This window comes from Emcibacteraceae bacterium (assembly GCA_041396985.1).
In the GTDB taxonomy this organism is placed as follows: Bacteria; Pseudomonadota; Alphaproteobacteria; order Sphingomonadales; family Emcibacteraceae; genus Pseudemcibacter.
The window spans coordinates 385,923-405,820 of record JAWKXO010000003.1 but is presented as its reverse complement, the minus strand read 5'-3'; the positions used below and the strand labels follow the sequence as shown (position 1 = coordinate 405,820).

General features: G+C 43.7%; 18 protein-coding genes. 4 read left to right on the top strand and 14 right to left on the bottom strand.

Going from position 1 to position 19,898, the window contains the following annotated elements; genetic code table 11:
• Positions 1-6 precede the first annotated feature (6 nt).
• The gene (locus tag R3D86_10030; GenBank protein ID MEZ5758546.1) at positions 7-405 is read left to right on the top strand and encodes a DUF6157 family protein; all 399 of its coding nucleotides are present in this window, start codon (positions 7-9) and stop codon (positions 403-405) included.
• Between the two features lie 3 nt (positions 406-408).
• On the opposite strand, the gene R3D86_10025 is transcribed toward R3D86_10030, so the two are convergent.
• The 10 genes from R3D86_10025 to R3D86_09980 form a co-directional block, all read right to left on the bottom strand.
• Positions 409-570, bottom strand: coding sequence for a hypothetical protein (locus R3D86_10025; GenBank protein ID MEZ5758545.1), 162 nt, complete (start codon positions 568-570; stop codon positions 409-411).
• Complete coding sequence (locus R3D86_10020) at positions 567-1,748, bottom strand: Xaa-Pro peptidase family protein (GenBank protein MEZ5758544.1); 1,182 nt, start codon at positions 1,746-1,748, stop codon at positions 567-569. Before R3D86_10020 ends, R3D86_10025 begins: the two co-directional genes overlap by 4 nt.
• Before the next feature lie 65 nt (positions 1,749-1,813).
• Positions 1,814-3,226, bottom strand: coding sequence for an MmgE/PrpD family protein (locus tag R3D86_10015; protein ID MEZ5758543.1), 1,413 nt, complete (start codon positions 3,224-3,226; stop codon positions 1,814-1,816).
• Position 3,227: 1 nt separating this feature from the next.
• Positions 3,228-4,025, bottom strand: a complete 798-nt coding sequence (locus R3D86_10010; GenBank protein ID MEZ5758542.1) for an amino acid ABC transporter ATP-binding protein — start codon at positions 4,023-4,025, stop codon at positions 3,228-3,230.
• Positions 4,026-4,027: 2 nt separating this feature from the next.
• The gene (locus R3D86_10005; protein MEZ5758541.1) at positions 4,028-4,771 is read right to left on the bottom strand and encodes an amino acid ABC transporter permease; all 744 of its coding nucleotides are present in this window, start codon (positions 4,769-4,771) and stop codon (positions 4,028-4,030) included.
• Between the two features lie 35 nt (positions 4,772-4,806).
• The gene (locus tag R3D86_10000; GenBank protein ID MEZ5758540.1) at positions 4,807-5,667 is read right to left on the bottom strand and encodes a transporter substrate-binding domain-containing protein; all 861 of its coding nucleotides are present in this window, start codon (positions 5,665-5,667) and stop codon (positions 4,807-4,809) included.
• Between the two features lie 313 nt (positions 5,668-5,980).
• Positions 5,981-6,880, bottom strand: coding sequence for an agmatinase (gene speB / locus R3D86_09995; protein ID MEZ5758539.1), 900 nt, complete (start codon positions 6,878-6,880; stop codon positions 5,981-5,983).
• A gap of 5 nt (positions 6,881-6,885) precedes the next feature.
• Positions 6,886-7,923 (bottom strand): deoxyhypusine synthase, encoded by a 1,038-nt coding sequence (locus R3D86_09990; GenBank protein ID MEZ5758538.1) that lies wholly within the window; start codon positions 7,921-7,923, stop codon positions 6,886-6,888.
• Positions 7,924-7,940: 17 nt separating this feature from the next.
• Positions 7,941-9,155, bottom strand: coding sequence for a type III PLP-dependent enzyme (locus R3D86_09985; GenBank protein MEZ5758537.1), 1,215 nt, complete (start codon positions 9,153-9,155; stop codon positions 7,941-7,943).
• Positions 9,156-9,630: 475 nt separating this feature from the next.
• Positions 9,631-11,292: an arylsulfatase gene (locus tag R3D86_09980; protein ID MEZ5758536.1), complete on the bottom strand. Its 1,662-nt coding sequence runs from the start codon at positions 11,290-11,292 to the stop codon at positions 9,631-9,633.
• 144 nt (positions 11,293-11,436) lie between these two features.
• On the opposite strand from R3D86_09980, the gene R3D86_09975 reads away from it, so the two are divergent.
• Positions 11,437-12,819: a sodium-dependent transporter gene (locus tag R3D86_09975; GenBank protein ID MEZ5758535.1), complete on the top strand. Its 1,383-nt coding sequence runs from the start codon at positions 11,437-11,439 to the stop codon at positions 12,817-12,819.
• Here R3D86_09975 and R3D86_09970 read toward each other — a convergent pair.
• Both R3D86_09970 and R3D86_09965 read right to left on the bottom strand, forming a co-directional pair.
• The gene (locus tag R3D86_09970; GenBank protein MEZ5758534.1) at positions 12,816-14,075 is read right to left on the bottom strand and encodes a D-amino acid dehydrogenase; all 1,260 of its coding nucleotides are present in this window, start codon (positions 14,073-14,075) and stop codon (positions 12,816-12,818) included. The genes R3D86_09975 and R3D86_09970 overlap by 4 nt on opposite strands.
• Complete coding sequence (locus R3D86_09965) at positions 14,075-15,160, bottom strand: hypothetical protein (GenBank protein ID MEZ5758533.1); 1,086 nt, start codon at positions 15,158-15,160, stop codon at positions 14,075-14,077. Before R3D86_09965 ends, R3D86_09970 begins: the two co-directional genes overlap by 1 nt.
• Before the next feature lie 116 nt (positions 15,161-15,276).
• Here R3D86_09965 and R3D86_09960 point away from each other — a divergent pair, with 116 nt between their 5' ends.
• Both R3D86_09960 and R3D86_09955 read left to right on the top strand, forming a co-directional pair.
• Complete coding sequence (locus R3D86_09960) at positions 15,277-16,539, top strand: reductive dehalogenase domain-containing protein (protein ID MEZ5758532.1); 1,263 nt, start codon at positions 15,277-15,279, stop codon at positions 16,537-16,539.
• A complete protein-coding gene (locus tag R3D86_09955) occupies positions 16,536-17,378 on the top strand; it encodes a S1-like domain-containing RNA-binding protein (protein MEZ5758531.1) in 843 nt (280 codons plus the stop codon). Before R3D86_09960 ends, R3D86_09955 begins: the two co-directional genes overlap by 4 nt.
• A gap of 7 nt (positions 17,379-17,385) precedes the next feature.
• On the opposite strand, the gene R3D86_09950 is transcribed toward R3D86_09955, so the two are convergent.
• Entirely contained in the window at positions 17,386-18,876 is a 1,491-nt protein-coding gene (locus R3D86_09950; GenBank protein MEZ5758530.1) for a glycine betaine ABC transporter substrate-binding protein, read from the bottom strand.
• A 94-nt stretch (positions 18,877-18,970) separates the two neighbouring features.
• Positions 18,971-19,897 carry an arginine deiminase-related protein gene (locus R3D86_09945; GenBank protein ID MEZ5758529.1) on the bottom strand — a complete coding sequence of 309 codons (927 nt, stop codon included), beginning with the start codon at positions 19,895-19,897 and terminating at the stop codon, positions 18,971-18,973.
• Between the last annotated feature and the right edge of the window lies 1 nt (position 19,898).

The window sequence follows — 19,898 nt, the reverse complement described above, 5'->3', positions numbered from 1 at the left end:
TCAGATATGAAATCAACAAATTATTATAACACATTCATCACTGTTTCGCCGGATTCTGATGCGACCGAGGGAACGGTTCCAGAAAAGGAAATAACGATAGCGGGTTTGCAGTATTCGTTGATCAATAGTGCTCCATACACATTAAACAGTGATGATATTTTGTTTAAGATACATACAGAAAAAAATAATCTTAAAAATGAGGACATAGACCTGAACAGAGATATATTTTTCTCAAAACCAAAGGCATGCCTGCGAACTTCACCACTGGTTAAAAAATTTGGCTGGGGGCTTCATTATGATGAAAACGGTATGATTGCCATTTATGGTGTGGAAACTGAAAAATATAAAAAAATGACCTGCAGGAAAGATTTAAAAATTATCCCCGGCATGCGCAGTAGAAAATAAATCCTATTTATCTTCCTTTTTCTTCTTTTGGTTATTTTCAGGAATATCATTCAACCCCATATATTCAAGATCAACTTCACCCATCAAACAGGGCGGCGAACTTAGCTTAATAGCACCATTTTCCTTTTTTTGACCTGTTTTATTCTCTTTGCCATTTTTGCTCATGTTCGGATCACATTAATTTCACGTGGAAAATTTGTTAGGCATTCTATATTTGTTTTACACACCCGTACTGTTTCCGACATTTCCATGCCCCAGCCGTCCATCCACATACCGATCATAATATGTATGCAGCAATCCGCATCAATGGGTCTGTCCTCTCCTTTTCTAAGGCTGATTGTATGCTCGCCCCAGTCAGGAGGAAAACCAATTCCTTGTGCATAGCCAATCCGGCTGTTTTTGGTAAGATTATATCGGGCAAGAATAGTATTCCATATTTCATAGACCTCATCCCCCGTTACACCTGCCTTTAAAAACGCGATAATGGCTTCAAGTCCTTCTTCCACTGCCTTTGACGTATCAATCAGTTTCTCTGGCGGATTATGCCCCAGATGCATCGTTCTTGCCAAAGCGCTTGTGTACCGTCTGCGGGCGCCGCCCAGTTCAATGGCAATGGTCTGGTTATTCTCAAACGGCTGATCGTTCCAGATCGGATGAGCAGTTGAAGTATTTTCCCCGGCCAGAATAAGCGGGCAAACCGCTGTTAGATCACCACCATATTCAGGACCGGGGGCAATTTGCGTTTTATAGATTTCTGCGACCACATCACATTGTCGAACCCCCGGCCTGATCATTTCATAGGCCACATTCATCGCCTTCTCGACAATCCGCGATGCTTGCCTCAGATAGGTAAGTTCAGCTTCGCTTTTCACCGTCCTTGCCCAATTGACCAGCAGATTGCAGTCAATGAATGTGGCATCAGACAGTTCCTTTTTTAAAAAATCAAAGGACATAACAGAAAAATAATAACTGTCGGATTCGTATCCGATCCGTGCTGACCCAAACCCAAAATCTTTCATTAAAGACCCGATAGCGATTGATGGATGAACACCGTCTTTCTGAATTAAATTTTCCGGGTAACTATAAACATTGTCAGCACTAAACCAACCTGAACGCTTAGCGCCAGAGGTATCGATTTCCCTACCGATCCAGACGGGTTCATCCTTATCCAGCAAGATTAGAACAAACTGCGGCACATAAAATGTCCAGTTCTCTATTCCCGTCAGCCAGTATATATTCCCTGGATCAGAAACCATCAGCACATCGACATCACGCTCTTCCATTCGGTTCTGAACCGTTTTAATTCGCGCTTTAAATTCTTCTACTGAAAATGGCAGGGTCATGCTGATTGCTCTAAATTGTATAAATTCATTAACGGATTATATTTTTTATCTTATTCTTATTAAGACTAAAGCAAAGAGGTCAGTTCATCCAATGATTTTAATTTTGAAATATCTTTGCCCGCTTCCAAAATCTTCTTTTGCTGCACTTCTGAAAAATGGGGTGTGGTGAGCGCTATAAATTTTTCCTCTATCTCCTGCCATGACATTGGTCGCTGCATGGATCCTACCGGATAATCAATTCGCAAATCAAATGATGCATCTTTTGTCAAGATTTCAACATGGGCCGGGAAACCGCCGGTACGTACATGAAAATCGGTAAGAGCAGGATCTGCAATAATTTCTATGACATCCATAAAATCCAGTACGTCTTTATCAAAAATTGCCGGTTCCTCAAAATCTTCAAGTGAAGATTGCTCCCCCCTGATAGCGGCAGAAGCAACCGCATAAGGAAGACTGAAACGGGCCGCCATATGATTGGAAATTGATCTGGTGGAGAGTGTTTTGGCACTGTCCGCTTTTACCCTTACTATTATTTTTCTGATGTCATTAATCTGTATATTATGATTTTTTTTCAAATTAATGGTTGCTTCCATCGCGCTATGGACACCGTAACAGGCCGCAAATTTCTTTAGGGAAATAAGTCCTATATTCGGGGTTCCTTTTTCCGGCACAATAAGCGGCTGCCCGTCACCATGACCATGGCTGGCAACAATACCCATTTCACCGGTGGCGACCCGGTCACTTGCGGTCATCCCACGTGCTGCAAGATCAGCAGCATTTACTGCAAGCTGGGCCGCCTGCCCGTTGACCCAGTCCTTGTCCATGCCGAAAGACCCGTTGGATGCGGAAAGTGAGGGCATCAATCCGTTGGGGGAACAGGCACCGGCAATGCCCATGGCATTCAGCATTCCCGTCGCATCAAGATCAAGCAATTTGGCGCAGGCGACAGCGGCACCAAGTGGCGCCGCAATGCTTGTGGTCCTAAAACCGCGTCCCTCGCTTCTGTGACGGCGCCCAACAGAACGAAGTATGGCAATAGATGCTTCAATCCCTGCTGCGACGGCGGTAATCAGATCAGCACCGCTTCGCCCTTCTCTCTCAGCGATGGCAAAAGCCGCTGGAATAATTGTTACACCCAGATGGCCATTATTACGTGGATCAACCACAACATCCTGAAAATCAAGAACTTCGGTCCATGTGCCGTTGCACAGGGCCGCCAGATCAGCGGTTAGCGTCCCCCGCCCGGACCAGAGGCGGACTTGTCCTGAGTTCTGATACGTTTCCAGAATAAAATTTTCGTTAATGAGCCCTGATTTATGGCCTTTATTATAGGCACCAATTGAAATGGCAACCGCATCAAAAATCAAATGCGATAAATGCTGCCGCGCAACTTTGTCCATATCATCAAAGGACAGTTCACAGGCATATTTAGCCAGATGATATTCAGGGGAATGACTGATTTTGTCTGTATGACTCATCTTACCCATTTCCCATGCGTTTTAAAAATGAACGTAGTTTCTCACTTTTCGGATTTTTGAAGAAATCCTTTGCCGGTCCTTCTTCAACAATGACACCCTGATCAATGAATATGGCCCGATCCGCCGTATCTCGGGCGAAGTTTAATTCATGGGTCGCCAGGATCATGGTATGACCTTTTTGGGCCAGTGCCCGCATGACGTCAATCACTTCACCCACCCGTTCGGGATCAAGGGCAGACGTTGGCTCATCAAACAGCATGACATCAGGCTCCATCGCCAGCATACGGGCAATGGCGACACGCTGCTGTTGTCCTCCTGACAGGGTTGACGGATATTCATCCTTCCAGTCTGTCAGCCCCACTTCTTCAAGTCTTACAAGGGCTATTTTCTCCGCCTGATCTTTTGTCAGTTTTTTCACGACCAGGAGAGCATCAGTAATATTGCCCAGAACAGTTCGGTGCGGCCATAAATTAAATTGCTGAAACACAAAACCGATATGGCTTCTTTGTTTTGCTAGGGTGCCTGTACTTGCTTCTTTCAATTTTCCGTCTTTAGATTTTTCAAACCCGATCGGATCACCGTAAATCAGTATTTCGCCACGGTCCTGAATTGTCAGCTGATTGATACAGCGCAGCAGCGTCGATTTTCCGGAACCTGACGCCCCCAACATACAGATCACTTCACCGGGTTTGACACGAAGATTAATGCCTTTCAGCACTTCCAAAGAACCAAATGATTTATGAAGGTCGGTAATTTCCACCGCGAGTTTATTTTCTGTGTTTTTTGCAAGCGAGGACATGGTTAAATATCCCCCTGCGGTTTAAGACTGAAGGCAGCACGGCTAATATATCTGAATTTTTCCCAAAATGAGTTATCGCTTCGCCGTACCCAGGCAAATTTCCATTCAAGATACATCATAAACAGAGATGTTGTGTAAGCCATAATCAGATAAATAACCGCCACTACAGTAAAAACCTCAATGGGCCGGAAGAAATTGGCAATGATGATCTGCCCCTGATACATCAGTTCGGCCATGCCAAGCACTGAACAAAGTGATGAAAGCTTGATAGCCGAGACAAATACATTGCCGATCGCCGGGATCATGCGGTAAGCGGCCTGCGGCACAACCACTCTACGGGTAATCTGAGCAGGTCGAAAGCCGAGCGCCGCAGCGGCTTCAATATGTCCCTTATCAACCCCCTGAATGCCGGCACGGAATACTTCCGAAAGATAGGCACCCACATTAAGCGCCATAGCGATAACAAGTGATGTCAGTTCCCCCAGCTGAAACCCGGTCACAATTGGCAGACAATAATAGATCCAGACAATCTGTATAAGCCCGGGGGTACCCCTGAATACTTCCACATAAATAATAAACGGGACGGCATAGACCCGTTTCACCCTTAGACGGATTATGGCAACAAACAGTCCGATAACCGTGCCCAGAACCATGGTCAGAAGTGAGAGAACTATTGTCGTCTGAACCCCTTCCAGAAGAAGCGGTAAATTGTTCCATACAATATCAAAACGAAATTCAAATTCCATATTCTATAGCTTTTTATCCTGGGTTTCTTACATTATCAGCGTGGTAAATCGCCAATCAGACGGGTTGGCGCGACAATAGAACCTGCGACCAAATCGGGATAAATTTCTGCCTGTTTGACCAGAAACTGGGTTTCGATAAGTGTGTCTGCAAATGTATCCATGACGTGAAGCAGATTATGCTGGCATTGCGGTACTACAAAACCGGCCCCAACCGATCTTGGCGATTCAGGTAAGACTACTACTTCTGCCCAGTCCGGATTTGCACGGGCAATCTGCTGCGTTTCAATTGATCCGGCCCCCATGGCAATTGCACGACCACTGGCCACTTCCTGTTCTGGAAGAGCCGGTGGCGCAACCGATTTAATTCGGGCATTTTTAAAAAAATCTTTTTCATTTTCGGTATAGGTAATATGGGCCGCGCTTCCAAGACGGACAACAACCGTGGCACCCGGTTTATCAAGGTCAGCCAGTTTTTTAATATTTTTATCTTTTCGGACAAGAAAAGTTTGCGAACCAATTACCACAGGTTTGGTAAACCAGACCGAAACCGCCCGGTTTGGCCTTCGGGCGACATTGGAAATAACAACATCATATTTACCGGATTGAAGCCCGGCAATGAATGTATCCCATTTTGCCTCCACCCATTCCACTTCGACTTTCAGGAGTTCTTGCCCGAGCATATTACCGGCATTGACAAAGGCACCTTCAAGTTCGCCTTTTTCATTACGGTACTGAAATGGTTTTGAATTAATCCAGCCAATTCGAATTTTCCCCCGTTTCATAATTTCTTCAAGCAGATCCGGTGCATTGCCACAGCTTGCAGCTTGTGCTGTAGCAAAAGATGAAATGCTCAAGATAACAATTAAGGCCGTTAGTATACCCTCGCGGAAACTCATATGGCAAAATCCTCCATAATATTTTATTTAACTGTAGTTTATTTAGCTTAACCTTACAGTATTTTGTGAATGGGTCTCAAGCTCCAATATAATTGGCCCAAATGCAAGAAATTTATTGATTTTGTGAAATGTTGAATGAGTCCTATTTGGATCAATTTTTGTCCATTTTACAACCAATAAGAGTCACATAAATACAACAGAGTCACTTTTCAGCAACGAACGCATCAAAAAACCGTTACATTTATGCAACAAATTGACAAAAAACAACGACCTTCACCCATTACGGCAAAGGTCGTTATTCATTTTAGTAAATTTATTTCTGATTAAGAGAATAGGACAAAATTTTATAGCAAAGCTTGGCAGCCAGGAAATCTGATGCATGCAGATTTTCCATCGGGGCCAGTTCAACTACATCCGCCCCAACAATATTGCTTTCTTTTGCCACTGCCTTGATAATTGGAATGACATCATCCCAGAAGAGGCCACCCGGCTCAGGCGTTCCTGTCGCTGGCATGACCGAACTGTCAAAGCCATCAAGGTCAAAAGTCAGATATACATTTTTCCCTTTAAAGTGAGAAATAATTTCATCAAAGTTCCAGGCCGACTTATCCTTGGCCCAGTAAATCTTAACCCTGTGGCCATTGGCTTCAAGGAATGGGATTTCCCCCGCTGAAATATTACGGATGCCAAAAGAATAAAGTTTTACATTATCAAAATCCATTACCCTTCTGAGAGCGGCTGCATGTGAATAATGCTCACCTTCATAACCATCGCGCAAATCAGCATGGGCATCAAAATGCAGGACAACCAGCTCATCATATTTTTTGACAAATGGCCTGATTGATCCTGCCGTCAGTGAATGTTCCCCGCCCAGTACAAGGGGAAATTTTCCATCTTCCAGAACTGACCTGACGATTTCTTCCAACCTGTCCAGTTCAGATGGTATGTCCTTTTTATTATCGGCAGCGCACTCAAGCGTAACAACACCATAATTTTTGTAAGGCTCACACCAGAGATCCTCATCAAAAAGCTCAACCTGATGGCTCGCTTTCAATATAGCGGCCGGCCCATTTTCTGTCCCGCCGCCATAGGAAACGGACGCTTCCAGCCCAAAGGGAATGATGACCGCTTTTGCCTGTTCATAGGATACGGCATCCTCTTCTTCCAAGCCAAGAAAGGCATCTTCAGATGCAAGGATTTTATAATCAGCCATTCTGATTACCCCTGAAACAGTTTTGTATATTCTTTTTTGCTGCGTTTTTTCCAGCCACCCCGGTGGTAGGCATCACTGGCAATAAGCGGTACAACACTTGATGCTTCGGCGAAAACCATCTGTTCCCAGGCTAGATCAACTTTACCCCAGCTGTTGGCTTCTTTTAAGGTCGAAGATGAACAGGCGCCATCACGAACATCGGCCACTGTGATCTGCACCGCATATCTGTGCATCTCAGCTTCAATACCAAGAATTTCAGCACAAACGACTGTATCCTGAACAAAGTTTTTCGGCACACCGCCACCAACCATGAATAGTCCGGTGGAACCGGCTTTGATTTTAAGGTCGGTCAGTTCACGGAAATCACGAACACTATCAATTGACAGATGACTGTCAGGATTTTCGACCTGATGCTTCACCAGCCCAAACCCGGCCGAGCAATCAGAAAAGGCCGGCACAAAAATAGGAACATTATGATCAAAACAGCATTCGATCAGTGAATTCTTTTTCTTGGCATTGGTTTTCAGCCAACGGCCCATTTCATAGATAAATTCGCGTGATGAATAGACCCGCGGCTCAAGGCTATCGGCGATATCTTTAATGACCTGATCGCAAATCTGAAGCTCATCTTCATCAATATAGGTATCATAGATACGGTCAATTGCCAGCTCACGCAGCATATTATCATCTGCAATCTGGTCCCCCTGATAATGTTTAAAACCGAGAGCTTCAAAAAAGTCCATATCAACAATGCTTGCCCCTGTGGCAACAATTGCATCAACCATACCCAGCTCTACCATATCCCGATATACATCAAGACAGCCACCCGCAGATGTTGACCCGGCAAGTGTTAAAATTACACTGCAGTCAGGATCTTCAATAGCCATATTAAATATACGTGCCGCACGGGCCAGATCACGACTGGTAAAAGACATTTTTTCCATCTGATCAATGATCGGGCGGGCATCAAAACTTTTAATATCAATATGTTCGACAACAGAGTTTAATATTTCTGACTTATCGGGTATGTTTCTGATTGTCATACTATAAATTCCTTATTCTACGTATTATTTTCAACAAATTTTAAATGGGCCGGAAAACCTGGCACAGTGATTGTGATATCGGATTGGAAACCATTAAAATGTGTTGCCATGGCCTGTCCGTAAGCACCAAGATTGGCCACTTCGATCCAGTCACCTTCTTTAATATTTGCAGGCAGGTGGAACGGTCCGACCATTGTGTCAATTGAATCACAGGTTGGACCAAAAAAACGGTATTCCGCTATGGTTTCGTGTTTTTTATTCATTCCGATTCGTGATGTAGGATAACGCCATTCCGGAGTTCCTGCATCAAAAAAAGACCCATAAACGCCTTCATTAAGATAAAGATCATTACCGCGACGCAGCTCAACGCGCGCAAGAGTAGACCCACCTTCAGCAACCAAAGCGCGCCCCGGCTCACCCACAAGCTCAAGATGATCAAGTCCAAATTCAGCCATTGCCTCTTCGATCTGGTTGAAATAATTTGAAAGCGGCGCAGACGGCATTCCCGGATATGCCACAGGAAAACCACCACCGACATCGATAAATTCAACAGGCACACCTGCATTATCAATAATCGATTTTGTTACACCCAATGCTTTTCTATAGGCAGCGGAATCCATCGTCTGGGAACCTACATGGAAAGTAATCCCCAAACGGCTTGAATATAAAGCAGCCTGTTTCAGCAAATTCACCGCGGAAGCAGCACTGGCGCCGAACTTTCCGGAAAGATCATAAGCGGCACTCTGATTTTCAAGCAGAATACGGATATGAATGACAAGATCAGTTGCTTCATTCGTTTCTTCGATGATTTTATGAAGCTCGTCCATTGAATCAACAGCATAATGACGAAGGCCCATTGCATAGCTGTCACGAATGGCTTTGCGTGATTTCACCGGATGCATGAAATACATTTTTGCTTCTGGCAATAACCCGGCCACAAGATTTACTTCATTAATTGAAGCAACATCAAAATGACGGATACCGGCATCCCAAAGACATTTGAGAACTGTTACATTCGGATTTGCTTTCACAGCAAACATTACCCGTCCCGGGAAATTATTTATAAAATATTCTGCCCGAGTCTTTATGACTTCAGGGTAAATCACATAAATGGGTACTTCACTTTTCAGTGACGCAACGGCCTCCGGCAGACTTAAAAAATCAAATTTGCCATCAGTTACCAAATCTCTTTTTTCTTCAGTATAATACTGACTATATTCAAGTGTTTTCATGGTATTTCTCCAAACCAAAAAACATCAAACACAATCCCCGAGAGGATGACCCAATTTTTTCAGCTTAAATACCAACCATACAGGCACTTAAGCTGTGATTTAGAGATTTCTGGATAAATTATCGGACGCTAAATGAATTACCATCTAGTATTTGACCGCCTTTGCTCTGAGCAAAAAGTCATATGAACATTTTTTCATACGAATAACCTCCGTAATCTCCCTGATTAACAAAAATGACAAAATTGTCATACTTAATTAATAAAGGACATATACGTCGTTACCCGTACTGGCGAGCCTCAGGAGACACCGTCGTGGCACGTGCGTCAATTGTCTGAAAATGTGCATACTTTTATTTTTATGGTTTGTCAAAAAAAAAGTTCAAAAAGCCGAAAAAAAAATTCAAATTAGCTTATTTCCTACAGTAAGTTAGCTAAAAACCGCCATCCTGAAAAAAAATCAGCTTTTTCAAACAAAATTATTGAGCCAAAACGACTCCGTTTTCTTGCGCATATTTGTCCCATTCACCAACCATTTCAGCCAGTTTGACTTTATCCTCATGACTTAAATCATGAGTCTCACCCGGATCATTTTTGATATTGAAAAGCTCCCACTCACCTGTACCGTACTTTCCGGAGATTTTAATTATTTTCCAGTCACCTTTACGAACAGCCATGCGGTTACCCAGCTCCCAGGACATCACATCATCGTCATTATGTATTGTCTTTGCGTCACCATACAAATAGGGAAGAATTGATTTACCGATATATGGGTATACCTTACGGCCTTTATAGTCTGTTCCGGGAAGATCTGCATTTGCCAAATCCAGAAATGTCACAGGAAGATCAAGCACCGTTAGGAAATGATCATCAAACTCCCCTTTAAGATGCTTTATTTTATCACCGAAATTTATAATTCCCGGTACTTTAATTCCGCCCTCGGTGATAAAGCCCTTGAACATGCGAGATGGGGCAGACCCCGCCTGTGCCCAGTGAGGACCATAATATACGTATGAGCCTTTTTTACCCATATTTTCATATGAATTATCAAAATTGGCCTCGATCCATTCTTTGGGAAACGCCCTTGCCATTCCCGGTCCAAACCCGGCAGCCCCATTATCAGACATAAAAATCACAATCGTATTTTCCCGCTGTCCGATTTTATCCAGATAATCAAGCATGCGGCCGATATGATAATCCATATTATCAATCATAGCCGCATAAATTTCCATTTGGCGGGCTTTTACTTTTTTCTGCTCTTCACTTAAATTATTCCAGTTTTCGGAATCGGGATATGCATGAACCGGCGGCTTAAGTCCTGGATTTATTAGTCCAATAGCCTCCATGGATTTCATACGCTTCTCAGTCAGAACATTATATCCTTCATCATATTGACCTTTATATTTGTCGATATAATCTTCCGGAGCCTGAAGCGGCCAATGCGGGGCGGTATAGGCAAGATAGGCAAAAAATGGTTTTCCGTCATTTTTTGACTGATCAATATAATCAATCATTTTATCAGTATAAAACTGGCTCGAAAATTGATGCTCCGGCCAGGGTACTCTTTTTCCATCTTCACGGAACCATGATGTATCCTGATCAATAGTTAAGGGTGCATCATCAAAATGGCCTGAGCCTCCCTGCAAAAGAGCAAATGATTTTTCAAATCCTCTGACCTTTGGTGATTGGTCCTCCTCATAGCCAAGATGCCATTTCCCGGTCATATAGGTATGATACCCCGCATCTTGCAAAAGTGTGGATACGGTCACGACATCATTATTCAGATAGCCTTCATAACCCGGTTTACCCAATTGGTTGGGCGCCTGATCATTAAACATGGTTCCCATACCGCCTCTGTGGCTGTCAGCCCCGCCGATCAACATGGTTCTGGTTGGTGAGCAGGCTGCTGCCGCATACATATTGCTCATTTTAATGCCACCGGCAGCAAGGGTATCAAGATTTGGTGTTGAAATTTCGCCCCCAAAAGGGGCGATGTCCGAATATCCAAGATCATCCGCAACAATCAGAAGTATATTTGGCCGCGCTTCATTGCTCATTTTTTTGGGTGAAGCACTATTTTCTGCTTGCCCGCAGGCTGTCAGGATCACCGCCATAACGAAAAAAATAATGACTTTATACATTGGATATTCCTTCCCGTTCTCCCATTTTTCGATAATATGAGATGTTTTTTTATAAAATGCAATGAAGCATTGATATCGGCAAATATTCTCGCTAGTCTTCATTTTATCTTATAAATAAAATATTCACATAATAGGGTTTTCGTCATGAGTGATACTACCGTTCAAAAAGTCACATGGTCTTCACGGACAACATTTCTTATGGCAGCAATCGGATGCGCCGTCGGACTGGGCAATCTCTGGCGTTTTCCCTATATTGCCGGGCAGAATGGCGGCGGTGCATTTATTATCGTCTATGTCGGCTTTGTATTTCTGCTGGGTGTCCCCCTAATCATGTCGGAACTGGCCATTGGCCGTGCTGGGAAATTAAATGCGGTCGGCACAATGGAAAAATTAATTCGTATGGGCCACCATCCCTTCTGGAAATCAATTGGCTGGATCAGCATTCTGGTCCCGGTTTGCGGGCTTTCCTATTATAGCGTCGTGGCTGGCTGGTCGATCGATTATATATACAAAGCGGCTGCAGGTCAGTTTATAGGTGTGGATGCCGCCGCTTCGGGTGCCATTTTTGCCGAAGCACAGGCAAACTGGCCGGCCCTTGTTGCCTGGTTCAGCATTTTTCTTTTCATAACCGTTGCAATCATTTCGCTGGGTGTAAAAGAAGGGCTTGAAAAAGCCGTCAAATTTATGTTGCCGGCATTATTTATAATCCTTATTTTTCTGGCGGCTTATGCAATGATCACAGGGGACTCTGCAAAAGCAGTGGACTTTCTTCTAAATCCCGATTTTTCAAAACTTACCCCAAGGGCAATCCTTGAGGCATTGGGACAAGCTCTTTTCTCCCTCGCCATTGGTGTTGGCGGGCTTATTACCTATGGTGCCTATCTTCCCGATGATGTCTCACTGCCAAAATCCGCCGGCATTATCGCCATTGCTGATACCATTGTGGCCCTGCTTGCCGGGTTTGCAATTTTTCCAATTGTGTTTGAATATGGTCTGACACCGGGTGAAGGCCCCGGCCTCATTTTTGCCACCCTGCCGATTGCCTTTGGCCAGATGCCGGGTGGATTAATTTTCGGTACATTATTTTTTACCCTATTGTCCTTTGCCGCCCTGACATCAACCATAGGAATGCTTGAGCCGATTGTTGCCTGGTTTGTTGATAATGGTATGTCGCGTATAAAAATGGCCTGGGCAACCGGTTTGGTCGCCTGGTCTGTTGGCATGTTTATGGTTCTGTCCTTTAATGTGCTGGCGGATTTAAAACCCCTTGACTTTATTCCTCTTTACGAAGGTAAAAACCTGTTCGGCATCATGGATTATACCGTTGCCAACGTGCTCTTACCGATAAATGCCCTGCTGATTGGTTTATTTGCCGGATGGGCAATGAAAGTGGAAATGGTTCAAACCCAACTTGGGTTTAAATACGGTAGCCGTGATTACAGGCTATGGCATTTCAGCACCAAATATGTCGCAACGATCGCCATTACGCTGGTTGTCTATTCGACAATGTTCGGGAACCCATTTTAATAACGGCTAAGTGAATAAGGCTTCGGATCAATTGAAAGGCGTCTTGTTGCAATAATATCAGCAAGCATCTTTGCCGACCCTGCGGCCATGGTCCAGCCAAGCGGTCCGTGGCCGGCATTAATATACAGATTTTCTATTTCCGTCTGACCGATAAAGGGCGAGCCATCTGCTGTCAGTGGCCTGAGCCCTGCCCATTCTGTCACATTGTCAGGATCCATAAAAGGCTTGAAATCAGGGTATATTTCATCAAGCAGATGATAAAGATTATCAAGCCGTTCCCTTGTCAGTGAACGATCATATCCCGCAAACTCTGCCGTTCCTGCAATTCTAAGAACATTACCAAGCGGTGAAATTGCCGCGTGAAAACCGTCATCAATCAACGGCATCCGCGGACCACCGTTCCATCCGTTAAGGGGAACGGACAGTGAATATCCTTTCGCTGGTCTGATCGGTACAAATAATCCTGCCGACTTTGCAATTAATGTTGAATAGCTTCCCGCGGCAAGTACAAATTTATCTGCCTCAAGTTCATTATTCTCTGTAATTAACCGGCTGACTTTTGATCCTTCACGGATCATTTTCTTAACGTCAATGCCGTAATGAAAATTGACACCCAGTTTTTTTGCTTCTTTTTCCATTTCACAGGTAAATAAATATGCATTGCCGGCATGATCCCCTGGGAAATAAACCCCGCCGCATAATTGATGCGCAACTGGTGCTAATGATGGTTCAACCTCCAGAAGTGCATCACCCTTTACAACCCGAAAAGTCATATCATGATCTTTAAGATGCTCAGAAAGTTTGGCAAGCTTTTCCAGACTTTTCTGGTCACGAAATACTTTCAGGGAACCGGTCGTAATCCCGTCATAATGAATATCCAGTTCTTCATTTAATTTTGTCAGCATGTCCATTGAATAACAGGCGAGCGCAGCACTGCGATGAAGATTATTTAAATAAAGTGGTTTTCTTGAATTATTTAAAAAGCTCAGCCCCCAACCAATCATGGAAGGGATCGCCTTTGCTCTTAATTTGAAAGAACTGTGAGAACTGAAAAACGATGAAAGCAGTGTGCCTAAAATTCCCGGCGCATTCCATGGGTCCGCCATTGACGGGGTGAGCATTCCGGCATTGGCAAAACTGGTTTCCATTGCCGGACCGTTTGCACGATCTATAACATCAACCTCATGCCCATCTCTGGCCAGAAAATATGCCGTCGTTACGCCAAGAAGACCGGCACCAATCACTGTAATTTTCATCACTCATCACTTTTTATTATTTTCCACATACCAATAGTAAATAATGGAATGATGATCAATATGATAAATATCCAGGTCAGTGTGCCATATCCTTGCGAGATTAGATTTACAATACCGAATTTTGTTGCCAGCACAATGGCCGTGAACAAGATGGCAATAGCGATGAGCGGCCTTAAGAACCGCGGCATTTCCTTATCTTTGTGATGATAGGAAGTGGCAATCCGTTCATTAATAGAATGGATCATTGCGGTACAGGTTTCAATAAAGGTGCCAAAAAGTATAATCTGAAATATGACTTTGAAGGCCGGAACATCCAAAAGCTCAAGCAGGTAATTAACCGGAAGTGACCGATCCATAATTTCAGGATAATAGCCCATCATAGCCACGAAAAAGAATATACCTGGAATCATAGCAATCGGACCGGAAAGAAGCCCGGCACATATTGCTTCTTTACGGGTTTTAATGTGATTAATACAAAACAGAACCGCCGGGATCGTGGCCAGGTTATACCCTGAATAGGTCAGTCCCCCTTTAAACCAACCCTCACCGATTGGATAACTGGCAAAATTTTCAGCAATCCTGTCGCCAAAAACACTGATACATAAAATAACAAAAGCCGCATAGGCCATATAAAGCAGCAGTGACCAGATGCTTAAGAATTTTTCAATCAGGCTGGAACCGTAAAAAACCAGAATTCCAACGGACACCATCATTGTGACCGTACCCCAAACCGACGGTATTCCATAATTTTCTGATAACAGTTCCCCTGCCGCAGCACCAACAATTGATATCACCAGAACGATTTGCAGCATATAGACAATTTCAAATAAAATGCTAAAGCGGCCCAGGGTTTGATTAAAATATGTTTTATAATCATAGCTTTTGGTGATGCGTGCCAGCTCAAAGCAGGCGGCAAGAGTAACACTCCAGATTGTCATCGCGACAAAAATCCCCAGAAGGCCACCAAGTGGCCCGGGTCCAAAGAAAAACTCGACAATCTCACGTCCCGTTGCATAACCGCCAGCAATGATCACCGACTGATAGACGAAGCCCGGCAGCAAATAACGTTGAAAAAAACTGACCATATATCATCCCCTTTACTTTAACCCATAGCATTACATTTATATTTGTTTGATGCAAAAGCAAAATATGTGTAATTTCATAACCAGCAACAACAGGGACGCAAGGATTTTTCGTTCATATGAGCAACTCAAATTTAAAATCGTCACGCCATGCGCGGCCAATTGACGATCTGACCGGCGTAAAAGTCGGTGAGGATTTTGAAAGGTTCGAACAGAAATTCGATATCTATTGCCGGGCAATGTGGGACCCGGAAATAAAATCCGAAAAATCAGATAAATTTTTTGAAGGCTATTATATGCCTTACGCAAAAGCGCGCAAAACGGATGGGTTCAGCCAGAAGGATTATGCCTTCCGAAATGCGGCATGGCATGTCAATAATGTCATTCGTGATATTGAAAAATCAGGTGAGTTCAGAAAAGAAAAACCGGGTGAAATCCGTAAAGAGGGCTTTTGGGATTATTACACATCCCATGATCAGGGCTGGCCGGAGCCATACCCGTATGAAAGCCCGGCAGAAGCAACCCGTGATCTCAGAAAAGTGGCAGGTTTTTGCGGCGTTGGTGATCTGGGTGTCTGTGAATATGATGAAAGATGGATGTATAAATCAATTTTTTCCATGCAGGGCAACGGTCAGAAGCCGCAAGAGATACCGGAGGATATCCCCAATGTTATTGTGACTTTGGAGCCAATGGACCGGGACCTTATCAAAACAGTTCCCTCAGCTTTATCAGGGGCGGCAACCGGGCTTGGTTATACGTTTGATGGAGTAGCAATCATTACCCTGGCTCAGTATATTCGCAATATGGGGTATAGGGCTTATGCTACCCTTAATGATACGGCGCTTTGTATTCCGCTGGCGTTACAGGCAGGACTTGGCGAAGTGGGTCGGCACGGCATGCTTATTAATGAAAAATACGGCCCGCGTTTTCGTATTGGCAAAATTTTCACAGACATGCCGCTTGAAATTAACACGCCTAAAAAATTCGGCGTTGAAGAATTCTGTACAATTTGTGACCGCTGTGCAAAAGCATGCCCGCCAAAAGCAATACCGTTTGATGCCCCGTCCGATCATGTTCATAGTGCAAGCAACATTAAAGGTGTGGTCAAATGGACCCCATCTGCTGAAAAATGCTTTAAATTCTGGTGCAATCAGAATACTGACTGTATAATCTGTATCCGTTCCTGTCCCTATAACCGTGATTTTACAAAATTTATTCATCGCATGTGGCTAAAACTGGCCAAAGGGCCGTTTAAAAAACTGGCCCTTAAGCTTGATGACTGGTTTATTGACCGCGGACGCATGAAAACAAGTCACTGGTGGCGGCCGGAACTTAAAAATACAGAATCGGATGATAACCCCAAAAAGAAAAACCAACCATGATTGACGTCGGCAAAATGCACACACTCGAAATCATCAAACATGTTGATTTCGGTGTCTACCTTAAAAGTGATGACGAAGAAATTCTGCTTCCTAAAAAATATCTGCCCGACGATGAAGAGCTCTGGGCCGTGGGGGCATTTATTGATGTTTTTGTCTATCTGGATTCCGAAGACAGGCCTGTTGCCACGACCGAAACTCCCATTGCGATGGTGGGGGAATGCGCCTATCTACCTGTTGTTGGACAAAGCCGGTTTGGCAGTTTTCTTGACTGGGGTTTAAGCAAAGATCTTTTGGCGCCTTTTAAGGAACAGCGCGTGCCAATGGAAGTTGGCCGCAATTATGTCGTTTATATTTTTATTGATAAAACTAACCGTATAGCCGCGTCATCACGCCTAAGCAGTTTTCTTAAAGAGACAAACGAAGATGATTTTGAGATCAGAGAGGAAGTCGATCTACTGATCGCAAGCCGAAGCAATCTCGGCTATAAAGCGGTTATCAATGGCAGCCATCTGGGTCTTATTCATAATAATGAAATTGTACGGCCCATCAACGTTGGTGATCGGTTTATTGGATATATTGGCGAGCCGCGTGCCGATAGTCGAATTAATCTCACCTTACAAAAGCTCGCCTATGAAATGCGTGATGATTTATCTGACAAAATTCTGGAACATCTTATTGAACATGGCGGTCAAACCCACTTGACGGACAAAAGCACGCCCGACGAAATCAACCATGTCTTTCATGCAAGCAAGTCAAATTATAAAAAAGCCCTTGGAAAATTATTCAAGGAAGGAAAAATTCAGTTTCATGAAAAATCCATCCGGTTGGTCAAGAATTAATTATCCCCTAATGGGTTTTGCGCATATGGGCTGGTATAATCCTTTTCTCAAGTCCTTCAAACATAAGCTCAACAATAATTGCCAGAATGGCTGCCGGGATGGCGCCCTGTAATATTAAGCTGGTATCATTAAGGGCAAGACCCGTAACAATAGGCTCCCCCAACCCACCGGCGCCGATAAAGGCGGCAAGGGTTGCCGTGCCAATACAGATCACAGCTGCCGTCTTAATCCCGGCAAGAATATTGGGAAGGGCCAACGGAAAAAGGACATATCTAAGCTGCTGGTATTTGTTCATTCCGATTGCTTTCGATACATTTGTCAGTATTGGATCAATAGTGCTGAGCGCGGTAACAGCACTTCTGAGAATGGGCAATAACGAATAAAGAAATAAGGCCGTAATCGCCGGAACTTCTCCTATTCCCAATAAGGGGATCATTAATGCTAGTAGCGCGATTGAAGGAACAGTCTGTAAAAGCCCGCTGAAATAAATCACATATCGGGAGATCACTTGCGAGCGGAATATAACAACAGCAAGCAAAAGACCTGTAAAGCAGCCGATAGTAAGTGCAATAAGCGTTAATTTAATATGGGTAACTGTGTTTTTGATAAGTCTTGAGGCGATTGAATTTTGCACTGATGATTGCTTAGGATTAAGAAAACCCCGTTTTTCCAGAAAATCATAAGCAACTGTTGCAAACGTCTGTTGATCAATAACAACTTTCGCATTCAATGTCCGCATCCCTTCATCATCAAGGGCATTTTCAAGTCTGGATATCGCCGCCACCGCCTTATCAGAAAAGTCAGTTCTGGCAAAAGCCGCTCCATAATATTTTGGAAAGAAGTCAAGATCATCCTGAAGAAAAGTAAGGCTATATCTTTCAATATCGCCATCCGTTGAATATGCATCTGTTATATCAATTGACCCTTCATCAATCGCTTTATAGGCAAGCCCATGTTGGATGCCCGTTGCCGGAAGATCAAGCCCGTAAACCGTCTTTAAGCCGAGCCATCCATCCTCCCGATTTAAGAATTCATGGCTTACGCTCACGATAAGATCAGAGTGTGACTTTAAATCTGAAATTTTTCGCACCCCTAGTTTGTCGCTCAAACTTTTCTTCATAGTAAGCACATAGCTATTATTAAAACCAAAAGGTGAAAATAAATTCAGTCCCTTTTGATTTAATTGGGTCTTAAAACTCTCAATAGTGCCATCAGTCTTTTGCCGCTCTTCGGGTGTCAGAATAACGGCTGACACAGTACCGGTATATTCGGGATAAAGATCAATTTCCCCCGCCACCAGGGCATTATAACAAATCAGCGTACCACCAAGACCGAATTTTCGCTCTATTTCAAATCCATTATTTTCAAGAAGCTGAGCCATCATTTCAGCAAGAAGATAGCTTTCACTATCCATTTTACTGCCAATAACGATTTTATTTTCATCGGCTGAAGCAATTGAATGAAGAGCCAGACAAAGGGCTGTCAGAATAACCTTCACAAAATTTCGTTTTAAAAGTGGGATTGGACTACCCCTCAGTTCTTTTATTTAATATAGAATTTTGATTATTGGGTATTTATCCATTTAAGTCAAATCAGCGTGGCAATAAATGTATCCCGGCAAGCATACAACGCACCGACCCGCCAGCCAGTTCAACAGTCGGAATGGAAAGGGGTAATAGTTCAACGTATTTTTCAATGCCAGACTTCTGTTCCGATGTTAATGCCTTGAGCGCAACAGAGGAAATCGCCAGAAGACGACCATTTTTACCCTGTAGCTCCAATGCATTTCCGGCAAAGCTTGCTATTTGCTTGCGGCTAAGGTCAATAATTTTCCTGCCAGATTCTTCAAATCGCTCAACAATTTCATTTCTTCTTACCTTATCCGTAATCATTTCCAGAGATATCATGACAAAATCAGTGGCAATACACATCAGAACATTGGTGTGATAAATCGGCTTGCCCATTTCATCAAGGGCATCAAAAACCATAGGTTCAAAATTAAAATGAGTACAGAACCGCTCTAATGCGACGGGGTTGGTACGGTTGGATTTTACGGCATAGGCAACCCTGTCAATATGATCCAGCACCATCGCCCCGGTTCCTTCAAGAAAAAGCCCATCATATTCAAGTCCGGAATAATCAATAATGTCCTGAACCCGATATTTTTTTTTGAGCATTTCAATGATATCGTAACGCCGTTCTAATCGTCTGTTTTCAGGAAACATCGGATAAATTGCTATATGCCCTCCGGCATGAGTTGAAAACCAGTTATTTGGAAACACGGAATCCGGCGTATCAATGCCCTTATCTTCAAAAATATGAACTTTTACGCCCTTTGCTTCCAGCTTTTCAGCGGCAAGTGTCGCTTCCTCATAGGCATCCCTGGCGATCTCAAGTGCCGATCTTGCCTGATCCGACTGCTGAAATGCATTGTCCTTTGCCGTCTGATCATTTGGTGAAAAATGATGAGGACGGATCATAATGACGGCTGCCGGTGCCTGGGCACTTTTTCTGTCCATT